The sequence below is a fragment of the Ralstonia mojiangensis genome (assembly GCF_023955645.1).
In the GTDB taxonomy this organism is placed as follows: domain Bacteria; phylum Pseudomonadota; class Gammaproteobacteria; order Burkholderiales; family Burkholderiaceae; genus Ralstonia; species Ralstonia mojiangensis.
The window spans coordinates 1,272,689-1,291,558 of record NZ_JAMXHU010000001.1; the positions used below are offsets into that span (position 1 = coordinate 1,272,689).

Consider the following 18,870-nt stretch of genomic DNA (forward strand, 5'->3'; position numbering starts at 1 on the left):
CTGAGCCCAATGGCGCTTGCTGCACGGCTGAGTTGCGCAGTGCTGCTGGCGGGGGTTCTGCCAACGCAAGTGATGGCGCAGAGTACCACCGGCGAAATCAGTGCCACGCTGCCCGCGACCACAGCAGTGGGGCGAGGCGAAACGGCGCAAAGCCTGGGCAAAGGCTTCGTTGCCAAGCAGAGTGCGGCGGGTACGAAGACCGATACGCCGATCATCGAAACGCCGCAATCGATTTCGGTGGTGACGCAGCAGCAACTGGACGACCAGAAGCCGCGCGGCATTTCAGAGGCGCTCAATTACACGTCTGGCGCATTCACCGCACTGGTGGGCGCGTCCAACCGCTACGACTACGTTGCGCTGCGCGGCTTTAGCGACAGCAGTGTGGACAACACCTTGCTCGATGGCCTGCGCCTGATGAGTGACCAGGGCAGTTACAGCTCGTTCCAGGTCGATCCGTATTTCCTCCAGCGCATTGACGTGCTCAAGGGGCCGGGTTCGATCCTGTACGGCCGTGCTTCGCCGGGTGGGGTGGTGGCGCTGACGAGCAAGAAGCCGCTCTTCCAGCCATATCACGAGGTGGAAGTCACGGTGGGCAATCGCAACCGTTTGGAAGGGGCGTTCGATATCTCAGGACCTATCGACCAGAACGGCGTGATGGCCTTTCGCGTGACCGGCCTGGCGCGCGGCATGGACACGCAATTCGAGCACGTGCGCGAACAGCGTTTTGCGATTGCGCCGTCGCTGGCCGTCAATTTCACACCCGATACGCATCTGCTGCTGCAGGCCTATCTGCAGCACGATCCGGAGGGTGGCTATCACAGCGGTGTGCCGGCCGAAGGCAGCCTCTTCCCGCGCAACGGCCGCTACATCTCCCGGTACTTTTTTGATGGCGATCCGACAGTCGAGAAATACCGCCGCACTGAGCGCATGGTTGGTTATCAGTTCGAGCATGCGTTCAATGACCAACTGACGGTGCGCCAGAACTTCCGCTACGTGTTTGGCGATACGCGCCTGCGCCAGATTTACGGCTTCGGTTGGGCCAGTGCGGACGAACTGACGCGCTATTACTCCGGCGCCAAGGAGGCTACGCACGCTTACACGGTCGATAACCAGCTTGAAGGCAAGTTCACCACGGGCGCCGTCAAACATACGATGCTGTTTGGCCTCGATTATCAGAAGCGCCACGTCGATGGCTTCTGGGAATCTGGCAGCGCTGACCCGATCAACGCCTTCAATCCGGTGTATGGCAGCCCCGGCTCGACCGGCGTGACGGCATCGCCCATCGACCGTTGGCTTGAGCAGACTGGCCTGTACTTGCAGGATCAGATTGCAATCGACCGCTGGCGCTTCACGCTCGGCGTGCGCGAAGACCACGCCAAGGCGTCCAATCTGTACGGTACCGGCACGCCCTCGGAGTGGAGCGGCTCGAAGTTCACCAAACGTGCGGGCGTGGTCTATCTGTTCGACAACGGTATCGCACCGTATTTCAGCTACTCGGATGGTTTCAACCCCAGCCTGCGCGCAGACCAGCGGGGCAATCTGCTGCAACCGGCCACAGCCAAGCAGTTCGAGGCGGGTGTGCGTTATCAGCCGAAGGGTTCCAGCACGATGCTGTCGGCGGCGGTGTTCAATCTCGATCAGGAGAACGTGGCGACCAAGCCGGTGGGGCAGATCTACTACGTGCCGAGCGGCAAGATCCGCACGCGCGGCGTCGAACTGGAAGCGCGCACGCAGGTGACGGACACCGTGTCGGTGCTTGCCAACTACACCTTCACCAACATGAAGTTCATCGAGTCGGCAGAGGGTTTCGTGGGCAACACGCCGTATCAGGTGCCGCGCCATATGGCGTCGGCCTGGGTGGACTGGCGCTTCATGCCGGGCTACACCGCCGGCATGGGCTTGCGCTACGTCGGCACAAGCTGGGGCGACAACGCCAACAGCTTCAAGGTGCCGCCGTATACGCTGGTGGATCTGATGTTGCGCGTTGACCTTGCGCGCTGGGATCCGTCGCTCAAGGGTGCCAAGCTGCAATTGTCTGCCAAGAACCTCTTTAATAAGAATTACGTGGCGTCCTGCTTGAGCAACTCCTATTGTTATTGGGGTGATGCGCGCAATGTTATGGCCACCATTTCTTATCAATGGTAATTACATTTTCTTCACACAAGAATTCCATTTTCTGTGTAGTATTGTGACTTAGATTGTTGCTCGGCGATTGGCTTGCATTGCATCGCCGGGCATTTCGAATCTGTTCCCGATATCGCGCTTGCGATATTCATGATCATTCAGCGGCCGGCACGCATCGGCTGTGATCAAAACCCCACCTGAATTCACCCAGCCTAGGCGCGGCCTCAAGCCGCCGGCCGACGGAGGGCGTGCGCGTTCGCTGCGCTCGTCCAGTCGCGTTCCTGGTGCTGTCGTTTGGTAAATGCAGCCTTTGCAAATCAGGAGGTTCAAGCGTGATGAAGTCCGATGTATATGATTTTATTGCAATTGGTTTGGGGCCATTCAATTTAAGTCTGGCTTGTCTGGCGGAGCCGATTGAAGGTCTGAACGGCATATTTTTGGAGCGCGCCGAAGAATTCAATTGGCATCCTGGCATGCTGATTGATAACACCACATTGCAGAATCCATTTCTTGCCGATCTGGTGAGCCTGGCGGACCCGAAAAGCCGCTTCAGCTTCCTGAACTACTGCAAGCAGGAAGGCAAGATCTATTCGTACTACATCCGCGAGAACTTCTATCTGAGCCGCGCGGAATACAACCGCTACTGCAAATGGGTCATCGCGCAACTCCGCAGCGTGCATTTCCACCATGACGTGGACGCGCTGGCCTATGACGCCCAGCGCAGTTGCTATGTCGTCACGGGCTTTCGCGGCGCAGAGCGGGAGCCGTTCGTGCTGCGCGCACGCAAGCTGGTGCTGGGTGTTGGGTCATCCCCGTCGTTTCCCACATGCGTGCCACGCGATGGGCATCGCTATCTGCACACCGCTGACTACATCGACGTGCGGGAGGCGTTGCGCGAAAAACGTTCCATCACCATTGTCGGCAGCGGACAGAGCGCAGCGGAGGTCTATTACGACCTGCTCAAGGAGCGCGACAAATACGACTACAGCCTGGTCTGGATCACGCGCTCGCCGCGCTTCTTCCAGATGGAGAACACCAAGCTGACGCTGGAGATGATCTCTCCGGACTATATCGATTACTTCTTCAACCTGCCGGATGGTCGCAAGGAAAGCATCATCCGCAAGCAGGACAGCCTCTACAAAGGGGTCAACGCGAGCCTGATCAACCAGATCTACGACCTGCTCGACGACAAGCGCAAGACGGGCGCGCTGCGCACGCACCTCATCACCAACTGCGAGTTGCAGGCCTGTCGCCACGATGCCGCGACCGGTACCTACGAGATCGAGTTTCAGCAGCTCGACAGCGGCGCGCGCTATGCACATCGCACGGAAGGGCTCGTGCTTGCCACGGGCTACGAGCAGAACATCCCCGCGTTTATCGATGGCATCCGCCACCGTCTGCGGTGGGACGCCAAGGGTCGATATCAGCTTTCGCGAAACTACGCGGCCGATTTCAACGGCAATGAGGTCTACGTGCAGAACGCCGGCCTGCACACGCATGGTCTGACCAATCCTGACCTCGGCATGAGTTGCTACCGCAACTCCTGCATCATCCGCGAGCTGACAGGAGTGGAGCACTACAAGATCGAGCAGCGCATCGCCATCCAGGACTTTGCGATTCCGGCCACGCCCGATTTCATTCCGCTGGCTGCCAAGGGATCTGCCCAGGAGCACGTGCCGGAAACGGTCGAGGAGACCGTCGGGGTGGCCGCATGACATTGCGCCGCTACATCATTCTGATGACCGCGTTTGCCGTCATCAGCGATGCGATCCTGATTCCGTTCTATCCGCAGTTCTTTGCATCGCGTTATGGGCTCGACAGCCCCGTCCACGTGGGCGCATATGTCGCGGCGATCTCCATCGCGGTGATGTGCACACTGCCGGTCTGGGCTCGCGTAGCCAAGCGCGTCGAGCCGCTGCACCTGCTGGTCTACACGCAGTTTGCGGCGGGGACTTTCAGCCTGCTGAGCGACTGGGCGCCCGACGTGGTGACGTACTGGGTGCTGTCGATGCTGATGTTCATGTGCAAGAGCAGCTACTTGCTGATGTATCCGTACATGATGCGGCTCACTCCCCAGGCACAGCACGCCGCCACGGTGGGCATCCTCTCCGTGGTGGTGCACTTTGGCGCCATCTTCGGCGCGGTGGTGGGCGGTTTCGTTCTGCAGACCTGGGGGCCGCGCGCAAGCATCGTCGCCATGGCGGCGGGCGATTTCTTCCAGATGGGCGTGTGCCTGTATCTGATCCGCAGCGGCAAGATCGTGCCCGTCAACTCGGGAGAGCATGCGCAAGCTTCTGCCGACGAGCCGACTCGCACAAGTTGGCGTGATCGCCTGCCGATCCTGCGCCTGGCATTGGTGATGCTGGTGTTCGACTTCAGCGCGTACCTGATTCGTTCGTTTTTTGCCGTGTACTGGCAGCAGGTATCGGGCAGCGGCAGCGAGTTTGTTTCAGGCTTGGTCTTTGCCATACCGGGAGCGATGGCGATCATGGCGCTGCGCTTGCATGCCCGCATCCGGGCACGCGGCGGTCGGCTGCCCGACCATACGCTGGGCAATTTGCTGCTCGGCGCCGCCGGTTTGCTGCTGCAGGCTGCGCCCGACGCTGCGCTGATCGTTCTGGGTCGCGTCCTTTATGGCTGGGCGCTGTTCCAGATCATCGTCAAGCTCGATGTGAGGCTGTTCCGGCTTTCTACGCCGCAGCGCTATGCGCACGACTACAGCATCACCAATTTCTTCCAGAACCTGGGTGTGCTGCTGTCTTCGTTTGCGGCAGGGGCCATCGTCAACCGCTACGGATTGCACGTGCCGTTCCTGCTGGCGGCCGGGGGCTTTGTACTGACAGCGCTGCTAGATCGCCTGATCCTGAACGTGCCGAGTGCCACGCGTGCGACCGAAGCAGGCAGGGCAGGCGAACCCGCCAACCTGGAGGCGGCCGCCCATGCCAATTGATATGCATGCCATTCATCGGCGCGCCGACGCCAGCCGTGCACCGCACACGGATGCCGGCGGCTACACCTTCCATCTGCTGCGCATTCCAGAAGACATACCGACGCTGCACCGGTGGTTCCTGCCGGAGCGTGCATCGTTCTGGTTGATGCGCGACAAGACCGAAGCCGAGATCGGCCAGATCTATCAAGAGCTGATGGACTCCGGGCATGCCACTGCCTACCTCGTCTGGAAAGCAGGGCGCCCCGTCTTCCTGGCCGAGTGCTACGACCCAGCGCACGACCGCATCCGCGCGTTCTACGACGTGCAGGCCGGCGATTTGGGTATGCACATCTTCATTGGGCCCTCCGATGTGCGCGTGCCGGGTTATACGCGTACGGTGTTCTTCGCGTTGATGCGTTTCATGTTCGAACACCTGGGGGCCGCGCGCATCGTGGTTGAGCCCGACGCCAACAACGAACGTATTCACGCCATCAACCGCGCCGCCGGTTTCGTCTACGACCGCAACGTCGCCTTTACCGAAAAGATCGCCAGCCTCGCTTTCTGCACCCGGCGGGATTTTGAACGGGCTACCGCCCTTACCGCAGCCACCGCTTCACAAGCCAAAGGATTCGCCATGAATGTGACGCTTCAGAACCAGCTTTCCCAGCACCCGGCCCAGGCCGCGGCTCATCTCACGCCAGAAGTCTGGGCGCAGGCCAATCGGCTGCTGCTGCGCAAGGCAATTGCCGAGTATGCGCACGAGATCATCCTCGAACCCGAACACGTGAAAGATGCGGCCAACGGCTTCGCGCTCTGTCAAGTCTTTTCCGACGACGGCAAGGTCTGCTACCAGTTCGAAGCCCAGCGATTGGCACTGCGCCACTGGTTCATCCAGTCGCAGTCAATCCGCCGCCTTGTCGATGGCGTTGAGCAACCGCTTGATGCATTGCAATTCATCATCGAATGTCGCCAGCGCCTCGGTATCCGCGACGACCTGCTGCCCATCTACCTTGACGAAATCAGCAGCACGCTGTTCGGCAGCGCCTACAAGCGCATGAAGGCGGACGCGCCAAGCAGTGCCCAATTGGCCGACGCCACCGACTTCCAGACCATCGAGGTCGCAATGATGGAAGGGCACCCGGGCTTTGTCGCCAACAACGGACGCCTCGGCTTCAACGCCGTCGACTACCAGGCCTATGCGCCGGAAGCCGGCTCCGACATCCGCGTGATCTGGCTGGCCGTGCACAAGGACCACGCCACACCGTCGACGCTGTCCACGCTTGACTATGCGCAGCTGCTGGCCGAAGAGCTGGGGCAGGACACGGTGGACGAGTTCACCCGCCAGGTGGCCGCCAAGGGCGTCGACCCGGCTGACTACCACTTCATGCCCGCGCACCCGTGGCAGTGGTTCAACAAGCTTTCCATTGCATTCGCCGGCTACGTGGCGCAGCGCAAGATCATCTGCCTCGACTACAGCGCGGATCACTACATCGCTCAGCAATCCATCCGCACGTTCTTCAACACGAGCGATCGCACCAAGCGCTATGTGAAAACCTCGCTGTCGATCCTGAACATGGGGTTCATGCGCGGGCTGTCGCCGTATTACATGTCGGGTACGCCCGCCATCAACGAGTTCATCAAGGAGCTGGTGTCGGGCGATGCCTTCCTGCGCGAGAACGGCTTCACGATCCTGCAGGAAGTGGCGGCCATCGGCTTCCGTAACTTCTATTACGAGGCGGCGATTCCAGCAGATACACCGTACAAGAAGATGTTCTCTGCGCTGTGGCGCGAGAACCCGCTGCAACTGCTGCAACCGGGGGAACGCCTGATGACGATGGCCGCATTGCTGCATGTCGACAAGGACGGCGTTGCGCTGATGCCGGAGTTGATCCGGCGTTCTGGCCTGCCGGCACTGGCCTGGGTGCGCCGATACCTGCAGGCGTATCTCACGCCGCTGCTGCATTGCTTCTACGCACACGACTTGAGCTTCATGCCGCATGGCGAAAACCTCATCCTGGTGATGGACAACCACGTGCCCGTGCGCGCCATCATGAAAGACATTGCCGAGGAATCCGCCATCCTGGAAATCAAGGCACGCGAATGGCTGCCCGAGCGGGTGCAACGCCTGGCCGTGGAGGTGCCGGACAACTTCAAACTGCTCGGCATCTTCATTGACGTGTTCGACGGTGTGTTGCGTCACATCAACCACGTGCTCGTGGAAAACGGCTGCTGCAAAGAAGACGGGTTCTGGGGTGCGGTCGCGGATTGCGTGTACGACTACCAGGACGCGCATCCGGAACGCGCCGCCAAGTACGCCCACTACGACATGTTCGTCCCCGAGTTCCTGCATTCGTGCCTGAACCGCCTGCAACTGGGCAACAACGTGCAGATGGTGAATCTGGCGGACCCGGCATCGAGCCTCAAGATGGCCGGCAACCTGGTCAACCCGATCGCCAAGTTCCGCCGCGCGGCGCGGGGGCCTTCCGTGGCGGCCGAAGCAGCGGAAGCGGCTGCATGACGGACGGCATGCGCGCCTTCGTTGAAGACGCCAGCGGGCCGGGCTTCGCCGCGGCGGTAGCCTGGCGGCCATCGCCTGCGCCGGATCTCGCTCGCGTATGGGCAGCGACGCAGCGCGTCCTGCCCAGCCTGCGGGGCGAGCAAGGTGGCGCGGCACCGGCGGGCGCTTTGCGACTCGGAGACGACGATGCATTGCGCGCGCTGTGCGACCACTGGGCGCGCGTGCATCCGGAGGCCGGCGCCCATTACCTCGCCTTGCGGTGCTGGGGACTGGCGATTTGGCAGCCCATCTATCTTTGCGTGATTGCAGTCCATCTGGATGCGCCTGTGCCCAGGCTGTCAGGTCTTGCACAGCCGGTGAAGAACGGTTTTCCGAGCGGCCTGTACTTGCCTGCACAGGTGCCGGTCGAGGGGACGTTCGCTGCGCGAAGGGAAGTCGCCGCCACTGAACTGCGCGCGTTCTGCGCGGCGATGCGTCGTGCGCTGAAACCAATGGTCTCGTTACACGATCGCGCTGCCGACCGCCTGCAAGCCGAATGTGTGCTTGGCGCCCTCATGGCCGTGCGTCCGCATGCGCAGCTGTCCGATGCGGGCCTGGTAGCAGCAGGGGAGGAGTGGCTCGCGCATCTTGGCATCTCCGGTGGTTGCGGCTTCTTTGCCTACCGCGCCCGAGACGGCACGCGCGCGCTTGCTCTCGACCGCAAGGTCTGCTGCCACCATTTCCGCCGTCACGACGGAGAGAAGTGCAGCACGTGTCCGAAGCTCTCGCTGGACGCCCGCATCGCCCGCTTGGTGGCGGAAGCGGGCTGAACGTCCCCGCGCGAGCACATTCCCCCGATACCTGATGGGGCGGACGTGGTTTGGCCCCGCGTCAAACCGCCCGCCACGCCGTGTTGGAGATTCTCCGATGACTGATGTCGGACGCCTGGCGCACGTGATGCCAGCGCATACCCAATTACCCGTCGCCGCGTATTTCGACGAAGCCTTGTTCGAGTGCGAACTCGAAACCATCTTCAAGCATTCCGCCTGCTATGTCGGCAACGAAAAAGCCGTACCCGAATCCGGCGATTGGCGCCGCCTCCCACAGGAAGGCGGCGGCCGCGTGCTGGTTCGCAACGCCGGCGGCGTGGAGTTGATGTCCAACGTCTGCCGGCACCGGCAGGCGCTGATTCTTGGCGGTGAAACGGGCAATGTGCGCGGCCCCGCCAATGCCACCGGCAACTTGCGCACCGCCGGCGGCAATATCGTCTGCCCCTTGCACCGCTGGACCTATACCGACCGCGGCGAGCTGATCGGTGCCCCGCAGTTCCCCAGCAAGCCATGCAAGAACCTGCAGCGCTTTGAACTGCGCAACTGCCATGGCTTGCTGTTCGAAGGCCCCCGCGATCCGGCACGCGACATGGCGCCGCTGTTCGCGCGTCCCGAGTTCGACTTCGGCGACTACGTGCTCGACCACGTGGAAGTCCATCAGTGCAACTACAACTGGAAGACCTTCATCGAGGTTTATCTGGAGGATTACCACGTCGCGCCGTTTCATCCGGGGCTTGGCCACTTCGTCACATGCGACAACCTGGAATGGGAATTCGCCGACTGGTACAGCATGCAGCGTGTCGGCATTCACCAGGCACTCAGTCAGCCGGGCTCGGATGTCTACGGCGCATGGCACGATCGTCTGCTGGACTATCGACGGGGTGCGTCGCCGGACTTTGGCGCGGTCTGGGTCACGTATTTCCCCACGCATATGATCGAGCTGTATCCGCATGTGCTGGTGCTCTCCACGCTGTATCCGAAAGGGCCGCAAAACACGGTCAACGTGGTCGAGTTCTACTACCCGCAAGAGATCGCTGCGTTCGAGCGTGAATTCGTCGAAGCGCAGCGCGCCGCCTACATGGAAACCTGCATCGAGGACGACGAAATTGGCGAGCGCATGGATGCTGGCCGTCGGGCCCTGATGGAGCGCGGCGTGTCGGAAACGGGGCCGTATCAGTCGCCGCTCGAAGACGGCATGCAGCACTTCCACGCGTGGTACCGGCGCGTGATGGGCACATTACCCATCGCCGATGTGTAACGGAGAGCGACTGCTTCAGATCAAGGCGAAAGGGGAGGGCGGCGTTACAATTCGCCGCTTCCTCCCAGGGTGTTTCATGCCACGCGGCCTCGTTCTCGCCACGCCTCAACTCACGTCGGACGGCACACCGTTCTCGGCGCAATACGACGACGTCTATCACAGCTCCGAGGGCGGTCTGGCGCAGGCACATCACGTTTTTCTGGGCGGCAACCGCTTGCCGGCTGCGTGGCAGGGCAAGCACACTTTCACCATCGTTGAAACCGGCTTCGGTCAGGGCCTCAATTTTCTGGCCACGTGGGCTGCATGGCGTGACGATCGGCAGCGTTGTGCGCGGCTCGATTTCGTCTCGATCGAGAAGCATCCGTTCGATCGCGCTGGCTTGTCGATTGTGCATCCGAAGGGCGGCGCGCTGGCCCCGCTGGCCGAGACGCTCCGTCAATCATGGCCGGTGCCTGTGCCCGGTGTGCATCGCCTGGTGTTCGACGACGGCCGCGTCACCCTCACGCTGCTGTTCGGTGATGCGTTGGAGACGCTGCCGCAACTCTCGTGCGCCGCCGACGCGTTCTATCTCGACGGATTCTCTCCCGCCAAGAACCCTGACCTGTGGCAGCCGCGCGTGTTCAAGCAGCTCGCGCGGGTCGCTCGCGCCGGCGCCACATTGGCTACATACACGGCCGCAGGATTCGTGCGACGCGGCTTGCAGGAGGCCGGCTTCGAGGTGCAGAAGGCGCCTGGTTTCGGTTCCAAACGCGACATGACCGTCGCGCAATTCCCAACCCATTGGCGCACAAGGCGCGGGCCGGCTGAAGCGCCCGCCTGGAGCCAGCATCACGCCATCGTGCTTGGCGCCGGGCTTGCGGGCTGCTCTGTTGCCGAACGGCTCGCATCGCGCGGCTGGCGCATCACGCTCATCGACGAAAGCGATGGCCCCGCGCGCGGCACGTCGGCGCATCGCGCAGCGGCCATGCACCCGCATGTGTCCATCGACGACAGCGTGCTCTCGCGCCTCTCGCGCGTCGGCAACTTGCTCGCTCGCCGCCATTGGGATGCACTCGATCGCGCCGGCTTCGCCACAGGTTTCCAACCCACCGGTGTGCTCCAACTCGCCGAACACGCCGACGACGCCGTCGAGCAGCAACGCATCGTGCAAGCACTCGGCTATCCGGCCGATTACATCGATTGGCTCAATGTGGACGAAGCCGCCCGGCGTGTCGGTGCCGGCGTGCCGCAGGGCGGCTGGTGGTTTGCGCAAGCCGGCTGGGTCGCGCCCCCCGATGTTTGCCGCGCCAATCTGGCCGCTGCTGGCGCCGCAGTCGATGCGCGTTGGAATACGCGCGTCGAATCGCTGCGCCAACATGGCGATCAATGGCATGCGCTGGATTCCCAAGGCGAGGTGATCGCGAGCGCGCCGGTCGTCGTTCTCGCCAACAGTCTTGGTGCCGCACGCCTGGCTCCGCTCACATCTGCGTCGCTCAAGCCAGTGCGCGGTCAACTTACCGATGTGCCCCTGAGCAGTTTGGACGCCGGTGCGGCGTGGCCGAAGGCCGTCGTCTGCGGCGATGGCTACTTGCTGCCCGCCGAATCGGGTGCGGAGACGGTGCGTACAGGCTCGTCGTTCCAGCCGGGTGAATCCGATCTGGCCGAGCGCATTGCCGATCACGCGGCCAATCTCGGGCGGCTGGCCCGGTTGCAGCCACAGCAATCGGGCGCGCTGGCGACGCTCAATCCCTCAGCACTGCATGGTTATGTTGGTGTGCGGTGCGTCTCCGCAAATCGGTTGCCGTTGATCGGCCCACTGGTGGATGAGGCGGCGGCCATGGCGTCCGGCTTTCGTTTGCGCGGTCCGCATGCACAACTGCCTCGCCTCGCCGGGCTGTATGCGGCGCTTGCGTATGGCTCGCGCGGGCTCACATGGTCGGTGCTGGGGGCGGAGCTGCTCGCGGCCCAGATCGACGGTGGTCCGCTGCCGCTTGAATCCGATCTGGCCGCGGCACTTGATCCTGGCCGCTTCACCCTGCGGGCATTGCAGCATCGACGCGCGCAGGAGCAGGGCGCCGCACCCGCGGAAAACGAAATCGCGGGACCGCTGGATTAACGCGCCGTTTGAAGGGTTTTCCAAGCGTTCTGACCCAAAAAAGCAGGGCCGCCGAACGTTCCATGCCATAATATGCGTTTTGCGTTTGCCAGCCTGAACGCGCCCGTTGTGCCGCGCATCGTGCATTGAAGCGGCCCTCGCGCCGCATTCCTGCAAGCCCGGCAAGACCAAGAACTTTGAACCACGGCTGCTGCTGGCGCTGCGCCGTTCGACGCAACCATTTTCTGAATCTGGAATTACGACCATGTCGACTATCGAAAACCTCGGCAAGCTTGATCGCAAAGTGACCCTGGCTGTCCCGAAGGCCGAAGTGGAGCAAGAGAAGCAAAGCCGTCTGGCGCGTCTGTCCAAGACCGTCAAGATGTCCGGCTTCCGCCCGGGCAAGGTCCCGATGAAGATGGTCGAGAAGCAATACGGCCAGCAAGTCGAATTCGAAGTTCGCTACGACAAGGCTGCCCGTCAGTTCTTCGACATCACGAATGAGCAAGGCGTGAAGGTTGCCGGCCAACCGCGCTTCGAGCTGAAGACCGAAGGCGTGGCCGATGATCAAGTCGCGTTCGATGCCACCTTCGAGGTGTATCCGGAAGTCAAGCTCGGCGATCTGGCTGGCGCGGAACTGACCCGCACCAAGACCGAAATCACCGATGCCGAGATCGACAAGACCCTCGACATCCTGCGCAAGCAACGCGTGCACTATCACCCGCGCGGCGAAGCCGGCGAGCATGGCGACGGCGGTGCGGCTGTTGCCCAAGACGGCGATCGCGTGACGGTCGATTTCGTCGGCACGATCGATGGCGTGGAATTCGCTGGTGGCAAGGCTGAAGGTTTCAGCTTTGTGCTGGGCGAAGGCCGCATGCTGCCTGAGTTCGAACAAGCCACGCTGGGCCTGAAGCAAGGCGAGTCCAAGAAGTTCCCGCTGGCGTTCCCCGAGGATTACCACGGCAAGGACGTTGCCGGTAAGACGGCTGAATTCACCGTCACGCTCAAGCAAGTCGAGTGGGCACACCTGCCGGAAGTCAACGAAGCCTTTGCGCAATCGCTGGGCATCGCCGACGGCAACCTCGACAAGATGCGCGCCGACATCCGCGAAAACCTCGAGCGTGAAGTCAAGCGTCGCACGCACGCTCTGCTCAAGGACCAAGTCATGGAAGCGCTGCTGAAAGTGGCAGAGCTGGACGTGCCGAAGTCGCTGGTCGAGCAAGACCAAGAGCGTCTGGTCGAAATGGCCCGTCGCGACCTCGAGTCGCGCGGCATGCCGAACGCCAAGAACATGCCGATCCCCGCCGAGATGTTCACGCAGCAAGCTGAGCGTCGCGTGAAGCTTGGCCTGGTGCTGGCCGAAGTCGTGAAGGCCAACGGCCTGGAAGCCAAGCCCGAGCAGATCAAGGCCGAGATCGAAGAGTTCGCAAAGAGCTACGAAGATCCGAAGGAAGTCATCCGCTGGTACTACGGTGACCAACAGCGCTTGGCTGAGATGGAAGCCTACGTGCTCGAAAACAACGTGGTAAATTTTGTGTGCGACAAGGCCAAGGTCACTGACAAGGCTGTGTCGTTCGAAGAGCTGACCGCCACTCCGGCGCAAGGCTGATTCGATCGATAGAGTTTCCGAAATAAGCACCGGAGAACCGCATGATCCGCAATGAACTGATCGACCAACTTGCTCGCACCCAGGCCTCCGCGCTCGAAACGCAGGGGCTCGGTCTGGTGCCGATGGTGGTCGAGCAGTCTGGCCGCGGCGAGCGCGCCTACGACATCTACTCGCGCCTGCTCAAGGAACGAGTGATTTTCATGGTGGGCGAGGTCAACGACCAGACTGCCAACCTCGTGGTGGCACAGTTGCTGTTCCTGGAAAGTGAGAATCCGGACAAGGACATCTCGCTCTACATCAATTCGCCGGGCGGTTCAGTGTCGTCCGGTCTGGCGATGTACGACACGATGCAGTTCATTAAGCCGGACGTGTCCACGCTGTGCATGGGCATGGCGGCTAGCATGGGCGCGTTCCTGCTGGCAGCTGGTGCGAAGGGCAAGCGTCTCGCCTTGCCGAACTCGCGCATCATGATTCACCAGCCGCTGGGTGGTGCACGCGGCCAAGCCTCGGACATCGAGATTCAGGCCCGCGAGATTCTGTACCTGCGTGAGCGCCTGAACACTGTGCTTTCGGAAGCGACCGGTCAGCCAGTCGACAAGATCGCCCGCGATACGGACCGCGACAACTTCATGAGCAGCGAGCAGGCCAAGGAATACGGCCTGATCGATCAGGTCATCGCCAAGCGCTGAAGTGTCGAAGTCATGCGTCGATGTGCGCGGTAGGCGGGGTTGCCGGTGCGTTCTACGGCACACCGGTTAACCGCACTAAACATGTCAAGCGGTGTCAAAAACGAGGCCTCGCGCCTCGTTTTTGCTTTGAACAACACCTGCGGATCGTCGCCAGATAATTTGGCGTATGATGCTGCCAAGAACTACTGGTAATCGTTATGGCGGACAAGAAAGGCTCGACTGGCGAAAAGCTGCTGTACTGCTCGTTTTGCGGCAAGAGCCAGCATGAGGTCAAGAAACTGATTGCCGGCCCCTCGGTCTTCATCTGCGATGAATGTATCGACCTGTGCAACGAGATCATCCGGGACGAAGCTGCCATCTCCGAAAAAGAGGGTGGTCTGGCGGTCAAGTCCGATCTGCCCACACCGCATGAAATTCGCCAGAGCCTGGACCAATATGTGATCGGTCAGGAGCAGGCCAAGAAGATCTTGGCTGTGGCGGTGTACAACCATTACAAGCGTTTGAAGCACCTCGGCAAGAAGGACGATGTCGAGCTGTCCAAGAGCAACATCCTGCTCATCGGGCCGACTGGCTCGGGCAAGACCCTGCTCGCTCAAACGCTGGCGCGTCTGTTGAACGTGCCGTTCGTCATCGCCGACGCCACTACGCTGACCGAAGCCGGTTACGTGGGCGAGGATGTCGAAAACATCATCCAAAAGCTGCTGCAGAATTGCAATTACGAGGTGGACAAGGCCCAGCGCGGCATCGTCTACATCGACGAGATCGACAAGATTTCGCGCAAGTCTGACAACCCTTCCATCACCCGGGACGTTTCTGGGGAAGGCGTCCAGCAAGCTCTGCTGAAGCTGGTCGAAGGAACGATGGCGTCGGTGCCTCCGCAAGGTGGTCGCAAGCATCCGAACCAGGACTTTCTGCAGGTGGATACGACCAACATCCTGTTCATCTGCGGCGGCGCGTTCGATGGTCTGGAAAAGATCATCATGCAGCGCTCTGACAAGACCGGTATTGGTTTTGGTGCAGAGGTGCAGAGCAAGGAAGAGCGCGACGTCAGCGAAGTGCTGCCGCAAGTCGAGCCGGAAGACCTCATCAAGTTCGGTCTGATTCCCGAATTGATCGGCCGTCTGCCCGTGGTGGCGACGCTGGCCAAGCTCGACGAGGCTGCCTTGATGGAAATCCTGGTCGAGCCCAAGAATGCAATCGTCAAGCAGTACCAGAAGCTGCTGGCAATGGAAGGGGTGGAGCTGGAAATTCGTCCGAGCGCGCTGACGGCAATCGCCCGCAAGGCGATCAAGCGCAAGACGGGGGCGCGCGGTTTGCGTTCCATTGTCGAGCACGCTTTGATGGATGTGATGTATGACCTCCCCAACCACAAGGGTGTGCAAAAGGTGGTGATCGATGAAAGTACGATCTCCGACGAAGGCAAGCCCTTGCTGATTTACGAAGAGCAACCCAAGGTTGCAGGTTCCAACTGACGCGAATGCCCGGCCGGGATGCGCCGTATGCGTCCCATGCAGGAAGCCGTTCGCTCGCGAGCGGCTTTTTTTGCTTCGGGAAACCGGGTCGGCATGCGACTTGCAGCAGCGGTCTTGTAAAACCGTCGCTGTGCCCAATTTAGCCCTTACATGACTTTCTGGGGAAAATAATGTCCGGAACCCAACTTTTACCCGCTGAGCAGATTCGCCTGCCGCTGTTGCCGCTGCGTGACGTGGTGGTGTTTCCGCACATGGTGATTCCGCTGTTCGTGGGGCGCCCCAAATCCATCAAGGCGCTGGAAGCTGCGATGGAGGCGGGCAAGAGCATCATGCTCGTGGCGCAAAAGACCGCCGCCAAGGACGAGCCGACCGACAAGGATCTGTATGATGTCGGCTGTATCGCCAACATTCTGCAGATGCTGAAGCTGCCGGACGGCACCGTGAAGGTGCTGGTCGAGGGCACGCAGCGCGCCAATATCCTGTCCGTCACCGACGACGAATCGCACTTCTTCTGCGAAGCCGTGCCCGTCGGCCCGGAACCTACAGAATCGGCTGAGACCGAGGCGCTGCGTCGCGCCATCGTGTCGCAGTTCGATCAGTACGTGAAGCTGAACAAGAAGATCCCGCCCGAGATCCTGACTTCGCTGTCGGGCATCGATGAGCCGGGTCGCCTGGCCGACACCATCGCCGCGCATCTGCCGATCAAGCTCGAGCAGAAGCAGAAGATTCTCGAGATGTTCAACGTGACCGAACGTCTTGAGAGCCTGCTGTCGCAACTCGAGGGCGAGATTGACATCCTGCAGGTCGAAAAGCGCATCCGCGGCCGCGTCAAGCGCCAGATGGAGAAGAGCCAGCGCGAGTACTACCTGAACGAGCAGGTCAAGGCCATCCAGAAGGAACTGGGCGAAGGCGAAGAAGGCGCTGATCTCGAAGAGCTGGACAAGAAGATCAAGGCCGCCCGCATGCCGAAGGAGGCCAAGAAGAAGGCCGAGTCCGAGTTCAAGAAGCTCAAGCTGATGTCGCCGATGTCGGCCGAGGCAACGGTCGTGCGCAACTACATCGACACGTTGGTCGGTCTGCCGTGGCGCAAGAAGAGCAAGGTCAACAACGACCTGTCGAATGCCGAGCAGGTGCTGGATCAAGATCACTACGGTCTGGAGAAGGTCAAGGAACGCATCCTTGAGTACCTCGCAGTGCAACAGCGCGTCGACAAGCTGAAGGCGCCGATCCTCTGCCTCGTGGGACCGCCGGGTGTCGGTAAGACCTCGCTCGGGCAGTCGGTTGCGCGTGCAACGAACCGCAAGTTCGTGCGCATGGCGCTGGGTGGCGTGCGTGACGAGGCCGAGATTCGCGGTCACCGCCGTACGTACATTGGGTCGATGCCGGGCAAGATCCTGCAGAGCCTGACGAAGGTTGGCGTGCGCAACCCGCTGTTCCTGCTCGACGAAATCGACAAGATGGGTGCGGATTTCCGCGGCGACCCGTCGTCTGCCCTGCTCGAAGTGCTGGACCCGGAACAGAACCACACGTTCCAGGACCACTACATCGAGGTGGACTTCGACTTGTCGGACGTGATGTTCGTGGCGACGTCGAACTCGTTGAACATTCCGGCGCCGTTGCTGGACCGGATGGAAGTGATTCGCCTGTCGGGCTACACGGAAGACGAAAAGGTCAACATCGCCCGCCGCTACTTGCTGCCCAAGCAGATCAAGAACAATGGTCTGAAGGAAGGCGAAATCGAGGTGACCGAAGCCGCGCTGCGCGACATCATCCGTTACTACACGCGGGAAGCCGGCGTGCGTTCGCTGGAGCGTGAGGTCTCGAAGATCTGCCGCAAGGTCGTCAAGCAGCTGCTGCTGAAGAAGGAAGCCAGTACGTCCGTGAAGGTCGATTCAGACAATCTGGACAAATTCCTTGGCGTGCGTCGCTTCGATTTCGGTCTGGCCGGCAAGGAAGACCAGGTTGGCCAAGTGACCGGTTTGGCATGGACCGAAGTGGGCGGCGATCTGCTGACCATCGAAGCCGCGCTGATGCCGGGCAAGGGCAACATCACCCGCACGGGTTCGCTGGGCGACGTGATGAAGGAGTCGGTTGAGGCTGCGCGCTCGGTGGTACGTTCGCGATCCGCTCGGCTGGGTATCAAGGATGAGATGTTCGAGAAGCGCGACATCCACATCCACGTGCCCGAAGGTGCGACGCCCAAGGACGGCCCGTCGGCAGGTATTGCGATGACGACGGCGCTGGTGTCGGTGCTGACCGGTATTCCGGTGCGTGCTGATGTGGCGATGACCGGCGAAATCACCCTGCGCGGCGAGGTGCTGCCAATTGGCGGTTTGAAGGAAAAGCTGCTGGCTGCTCACCGCGGCGGCATCAAGCTGGCGCTGATTCCGGAAGAGAACGTCAAGGACTTGGCGGACATTCCGGACAACGTGAAGAACAGCATCGAGATTCAGCCGGTGCGCTGGATCGACAAGGTGCTGGAACTCGCGCTGGTGCGCAAGCCGGAGCCGCTGCCGGAAGAAGAAGCCAAGCCGGCACCCGCCAAGGGCGACGACGGCAAGTCGCAGGAAATGGTGCATCACTGACACCTTAGCCTGTCAAAGTTGAGCAAGGGCCCGACATGTTCGGGCCCTTTTTCTTTGCGCAGGCTGCGACGTGTGGCGCACCGTTCTTCGCCTTGACACGTCGATTGGCGGCCACTTTAATGAATCCACACTAGCGGGTGTTCGGGGAGGTGGCGCGATGAACAAAACAGATCTCATCGACCATGTGGCGGCGCAAACTGACATGTCAAAAGCCGCGGCGGGGCGCGCCATTGACGCGCTGATCGACGGTATCAAGGATGCGTTGTGCGACGGTGGGTCAGTCACGCTGGTCGGCTTCGGTACGTTCCTGGTCGGCAAGCGATCTTCGCGTAATGGACGCAATCCACGTACGGGCGCGGCCATCACGATCGAAGGCGGTAAAGTTGCGAAATTCAAACCTGGCAAAGCTCTAAAAGATGCGCTAAACTAGCGGGCTTTGGTGCTCGTGGGTGACAACACGGGCGCCGGACAGTCCGGCTCACGCCGGCAGTACGAACGGGTGCTTAGCTCAGTTGGTAGAGCAGCGCCCTTACAAGGCGCGGGTCGGGAGTTCGAGCCTCTCAGCACCCACCATCGTTCGTATTGCCGCTCTTGCGTCGGGTGGTCCGACCCAATCTGGAGCGGTAGTTCAGTCGGTTAGAATACCGGCCTGTCACGCCGGGGGTCGCGGGTTCGAGTCCCGTCCGCTCCGCCAAAATCCTGTACAAAGGCCCGATTCGTTCGGGCCTTTGTCTTTTCAGCGGTGAATGCGTTGCAGGTCATGCTTGCACGCCGTGCCGCGATTGTCCGGAATGTCGGCGGCA

The 18,870-nt window shown here is 61.3% G+C and carries 12 protein-coding genes, 2 tRNA genes and 1 pseudogene; all 15 read left to right on the forward strand.

From position 1 onward, the window contains the following. The first annotated feature begins 9 nt into the window (after nucleotides 1-9). Entirely contained in the window at nucleotides 10-2,145 is a 2,136-nt protein-coding gene (locus tag NG898_RS06215) for a TonB-dependent siderophore receptor (protein WP_252691521.1), read from the forward strand. A 314-nt stretch (nucleotides 2,146-2,459) separates the two neighbouring features. Further along, nucleotides 2,460-3,839 (forward strand): lysine N(6)-hydroxylase/L-ornithine N(5)-oxygenase family protein, encoded by a 1,380-nt coding sequence (locus NG898_RS06220; RefSeq protein ID WP_252691522.1) that lies wholly within the window; start codon nucleotides 2,460-2,462, stop codon nucleotides 3,837-3,839. Continuing rightward, entirely contained in the window at nucleotides 3,836-5,074 is a 1,239-nt protein-coding gene (locus tag NG898_RS06225; protein WP_252691523.1) for an MFS transporter, read from the forward strand. The genes NG898_RS06220 and NG898_RS06225 overlap by 4 nt, the downstream gene beginning before the upstream one ends. A gap of 1 nt (nucleotide 5,075) precedes the next feature. Beyond that, nucleotides 5,076-5,576, forward strand: a pseudogene (locus NG898_RS26075) (GNAT family N-acetyltransferase); the annotation flags it as partial. A 111-nt stretch (nucleotides 5,577-5,687) separates the two neighbouring features. Beyond that, nucleotides 5,688-7,571: an IucA/IucC family protein gene (locus NG898_RS06235; protein WP_252691625.1), complete on the forward strand. Its 1,884-nt coding sequence runs from the start codon at nucleotides 5,688-5,690 to the stop codon at nucleotides 7,569-7,571. After that, the gene (locus tag NG898_RS06240; protein WP_252691524.1) at nucleotides 7,568-8,380 is read left to right on the forward strand and encodes a siderophore ferric iron reductase; all 813 of its coding nucleotides are present in this window, start codon (nucleotides 7,568-7,570) and stop codon (nucleotides 8,378-8,380) included. Before NG898_RS06235 ends, NG898_RS06240 begins: the two co-directional genes overlap by 4 nt. A 97-nt stretch (nucleotides 8,381-8,477) precedes the next feature. After that, nucleotides 8,478-9,638, forward strand: coding sequence for an aromatic ring-hydroxylating oxygenase subunit alpha (locus tag NG898_RS06245; protein WP_252691525.1), 1,161 nt, complete (start codon nucleotides 8,478-8,480; stop codon nucleotides 9,636-9,638). Between the two features lie 76 nt (nucleotides 9,639-9,714). Further along, on the forward strand, nucleotides 9,715-11,733 hold the full coding sequence (mnmC, locus tag NG898_RS06250; RefSeq protein WP_252691526.1) for a bifunctional tRNA (5-methylaminomethyl-2-thiouridine)(34)-methyltransferase MnmC2/FAD-dependent 5-carboxymethylaminomethyl-2-thiouridine(34) oxidoreductase MnmC1: 2,019 nt from the start codon (nucleotides 9,715-9,717) through the stop codon (nucleotides 11,731-11,733). A gap of 244 nt (nucleotides 11,734-11,977) precedes the next feature. Beyond that, the gene (gene tig, locus NG898_RS06255) at nucleotides 11,978-13,321 is read left to right on the forward strand and encodes a trigger factor (protein WP_092970246.1); all 1,344 of its coding nucleotides are present in this window, start codon (nucleotides 11,978-11,980) and stop codon (nucleotides 13,319-13,321) included. A 41-nt stretch (nucleotides 13,322-13,362) separates the two neighbouring features. Then, on the forward strand, nucleotides 13,363-14,010 hold the full coding sequence (gene clpP, locus NG898_RS06260) for an ATP-dependent Clp endopeptidase proteolytic subunit ClpP (RefSeq protein WP_024975598.1): 648 nt from the start codon (nucleotides 13,363-13,365) through the stop codon (nucleotides 14,008-14,010). Between the two features lie 197 nt (nucleotides 14,011-14,207). After that, nucleotides 14,208-15,482 carry an ATP-dependent Clp protease ATP-binding subunit ClpX gene (gene clpX / locus NG898_RS06265; protein ID WP_009238059.1) on the forward strand — a complete coding sequence of 425 codons (1,275 nt, stop codon included), beginning with the start codon at nucleotides 14,208-14,210 and terminating at the stop codon, nucleotides 15,480-15,482. Nucleotides 15,483-15,652: 170 nt separating this feature from the next. Next, nucleotides 15,653-18,067 (forward strand): endopeptidase La, encoded by a 2,415-nt coding sequence (lon, locus tag NG898_RS06270; RefSeq protein ID WP_252691527.1) that lies wholly within the window; start codon nucleotides 15,653-15,655, stop codon nucleotides 18,065-18,067. A 103-nt stretch (nucleotides 18,068-18,170) separates the two neighbouring features. Then, complete coding sequence (locus NG898_RS06275; RefSeq protein ID WP_392397905.1) at nucleotides 18,171-18,497, forward strand: HU family DNA-binding protein; 327 nt, start codon at nucleotides 18,171-18,173, stop codon at nucleotides 18,495-18,497. A gap of 67 nt (nucleotides 18,498-18,564) precedes the next feature. Further along, nucleotides 18,565-18,640: transfer RNA gene (locus tag NG898_RS06280), tRNA-Val, on the forward strand. Nucleotides 18,641-18,684: 44 nt separating this feature from the next. Beyond that, nucleotides 18,685-18,761 (forward strand) — tRNA-Asp (locus NG898_RS06285). The last annotated feature ends 109 nt before the right edge of the window (nucleotides 18,762-18,870 follow it).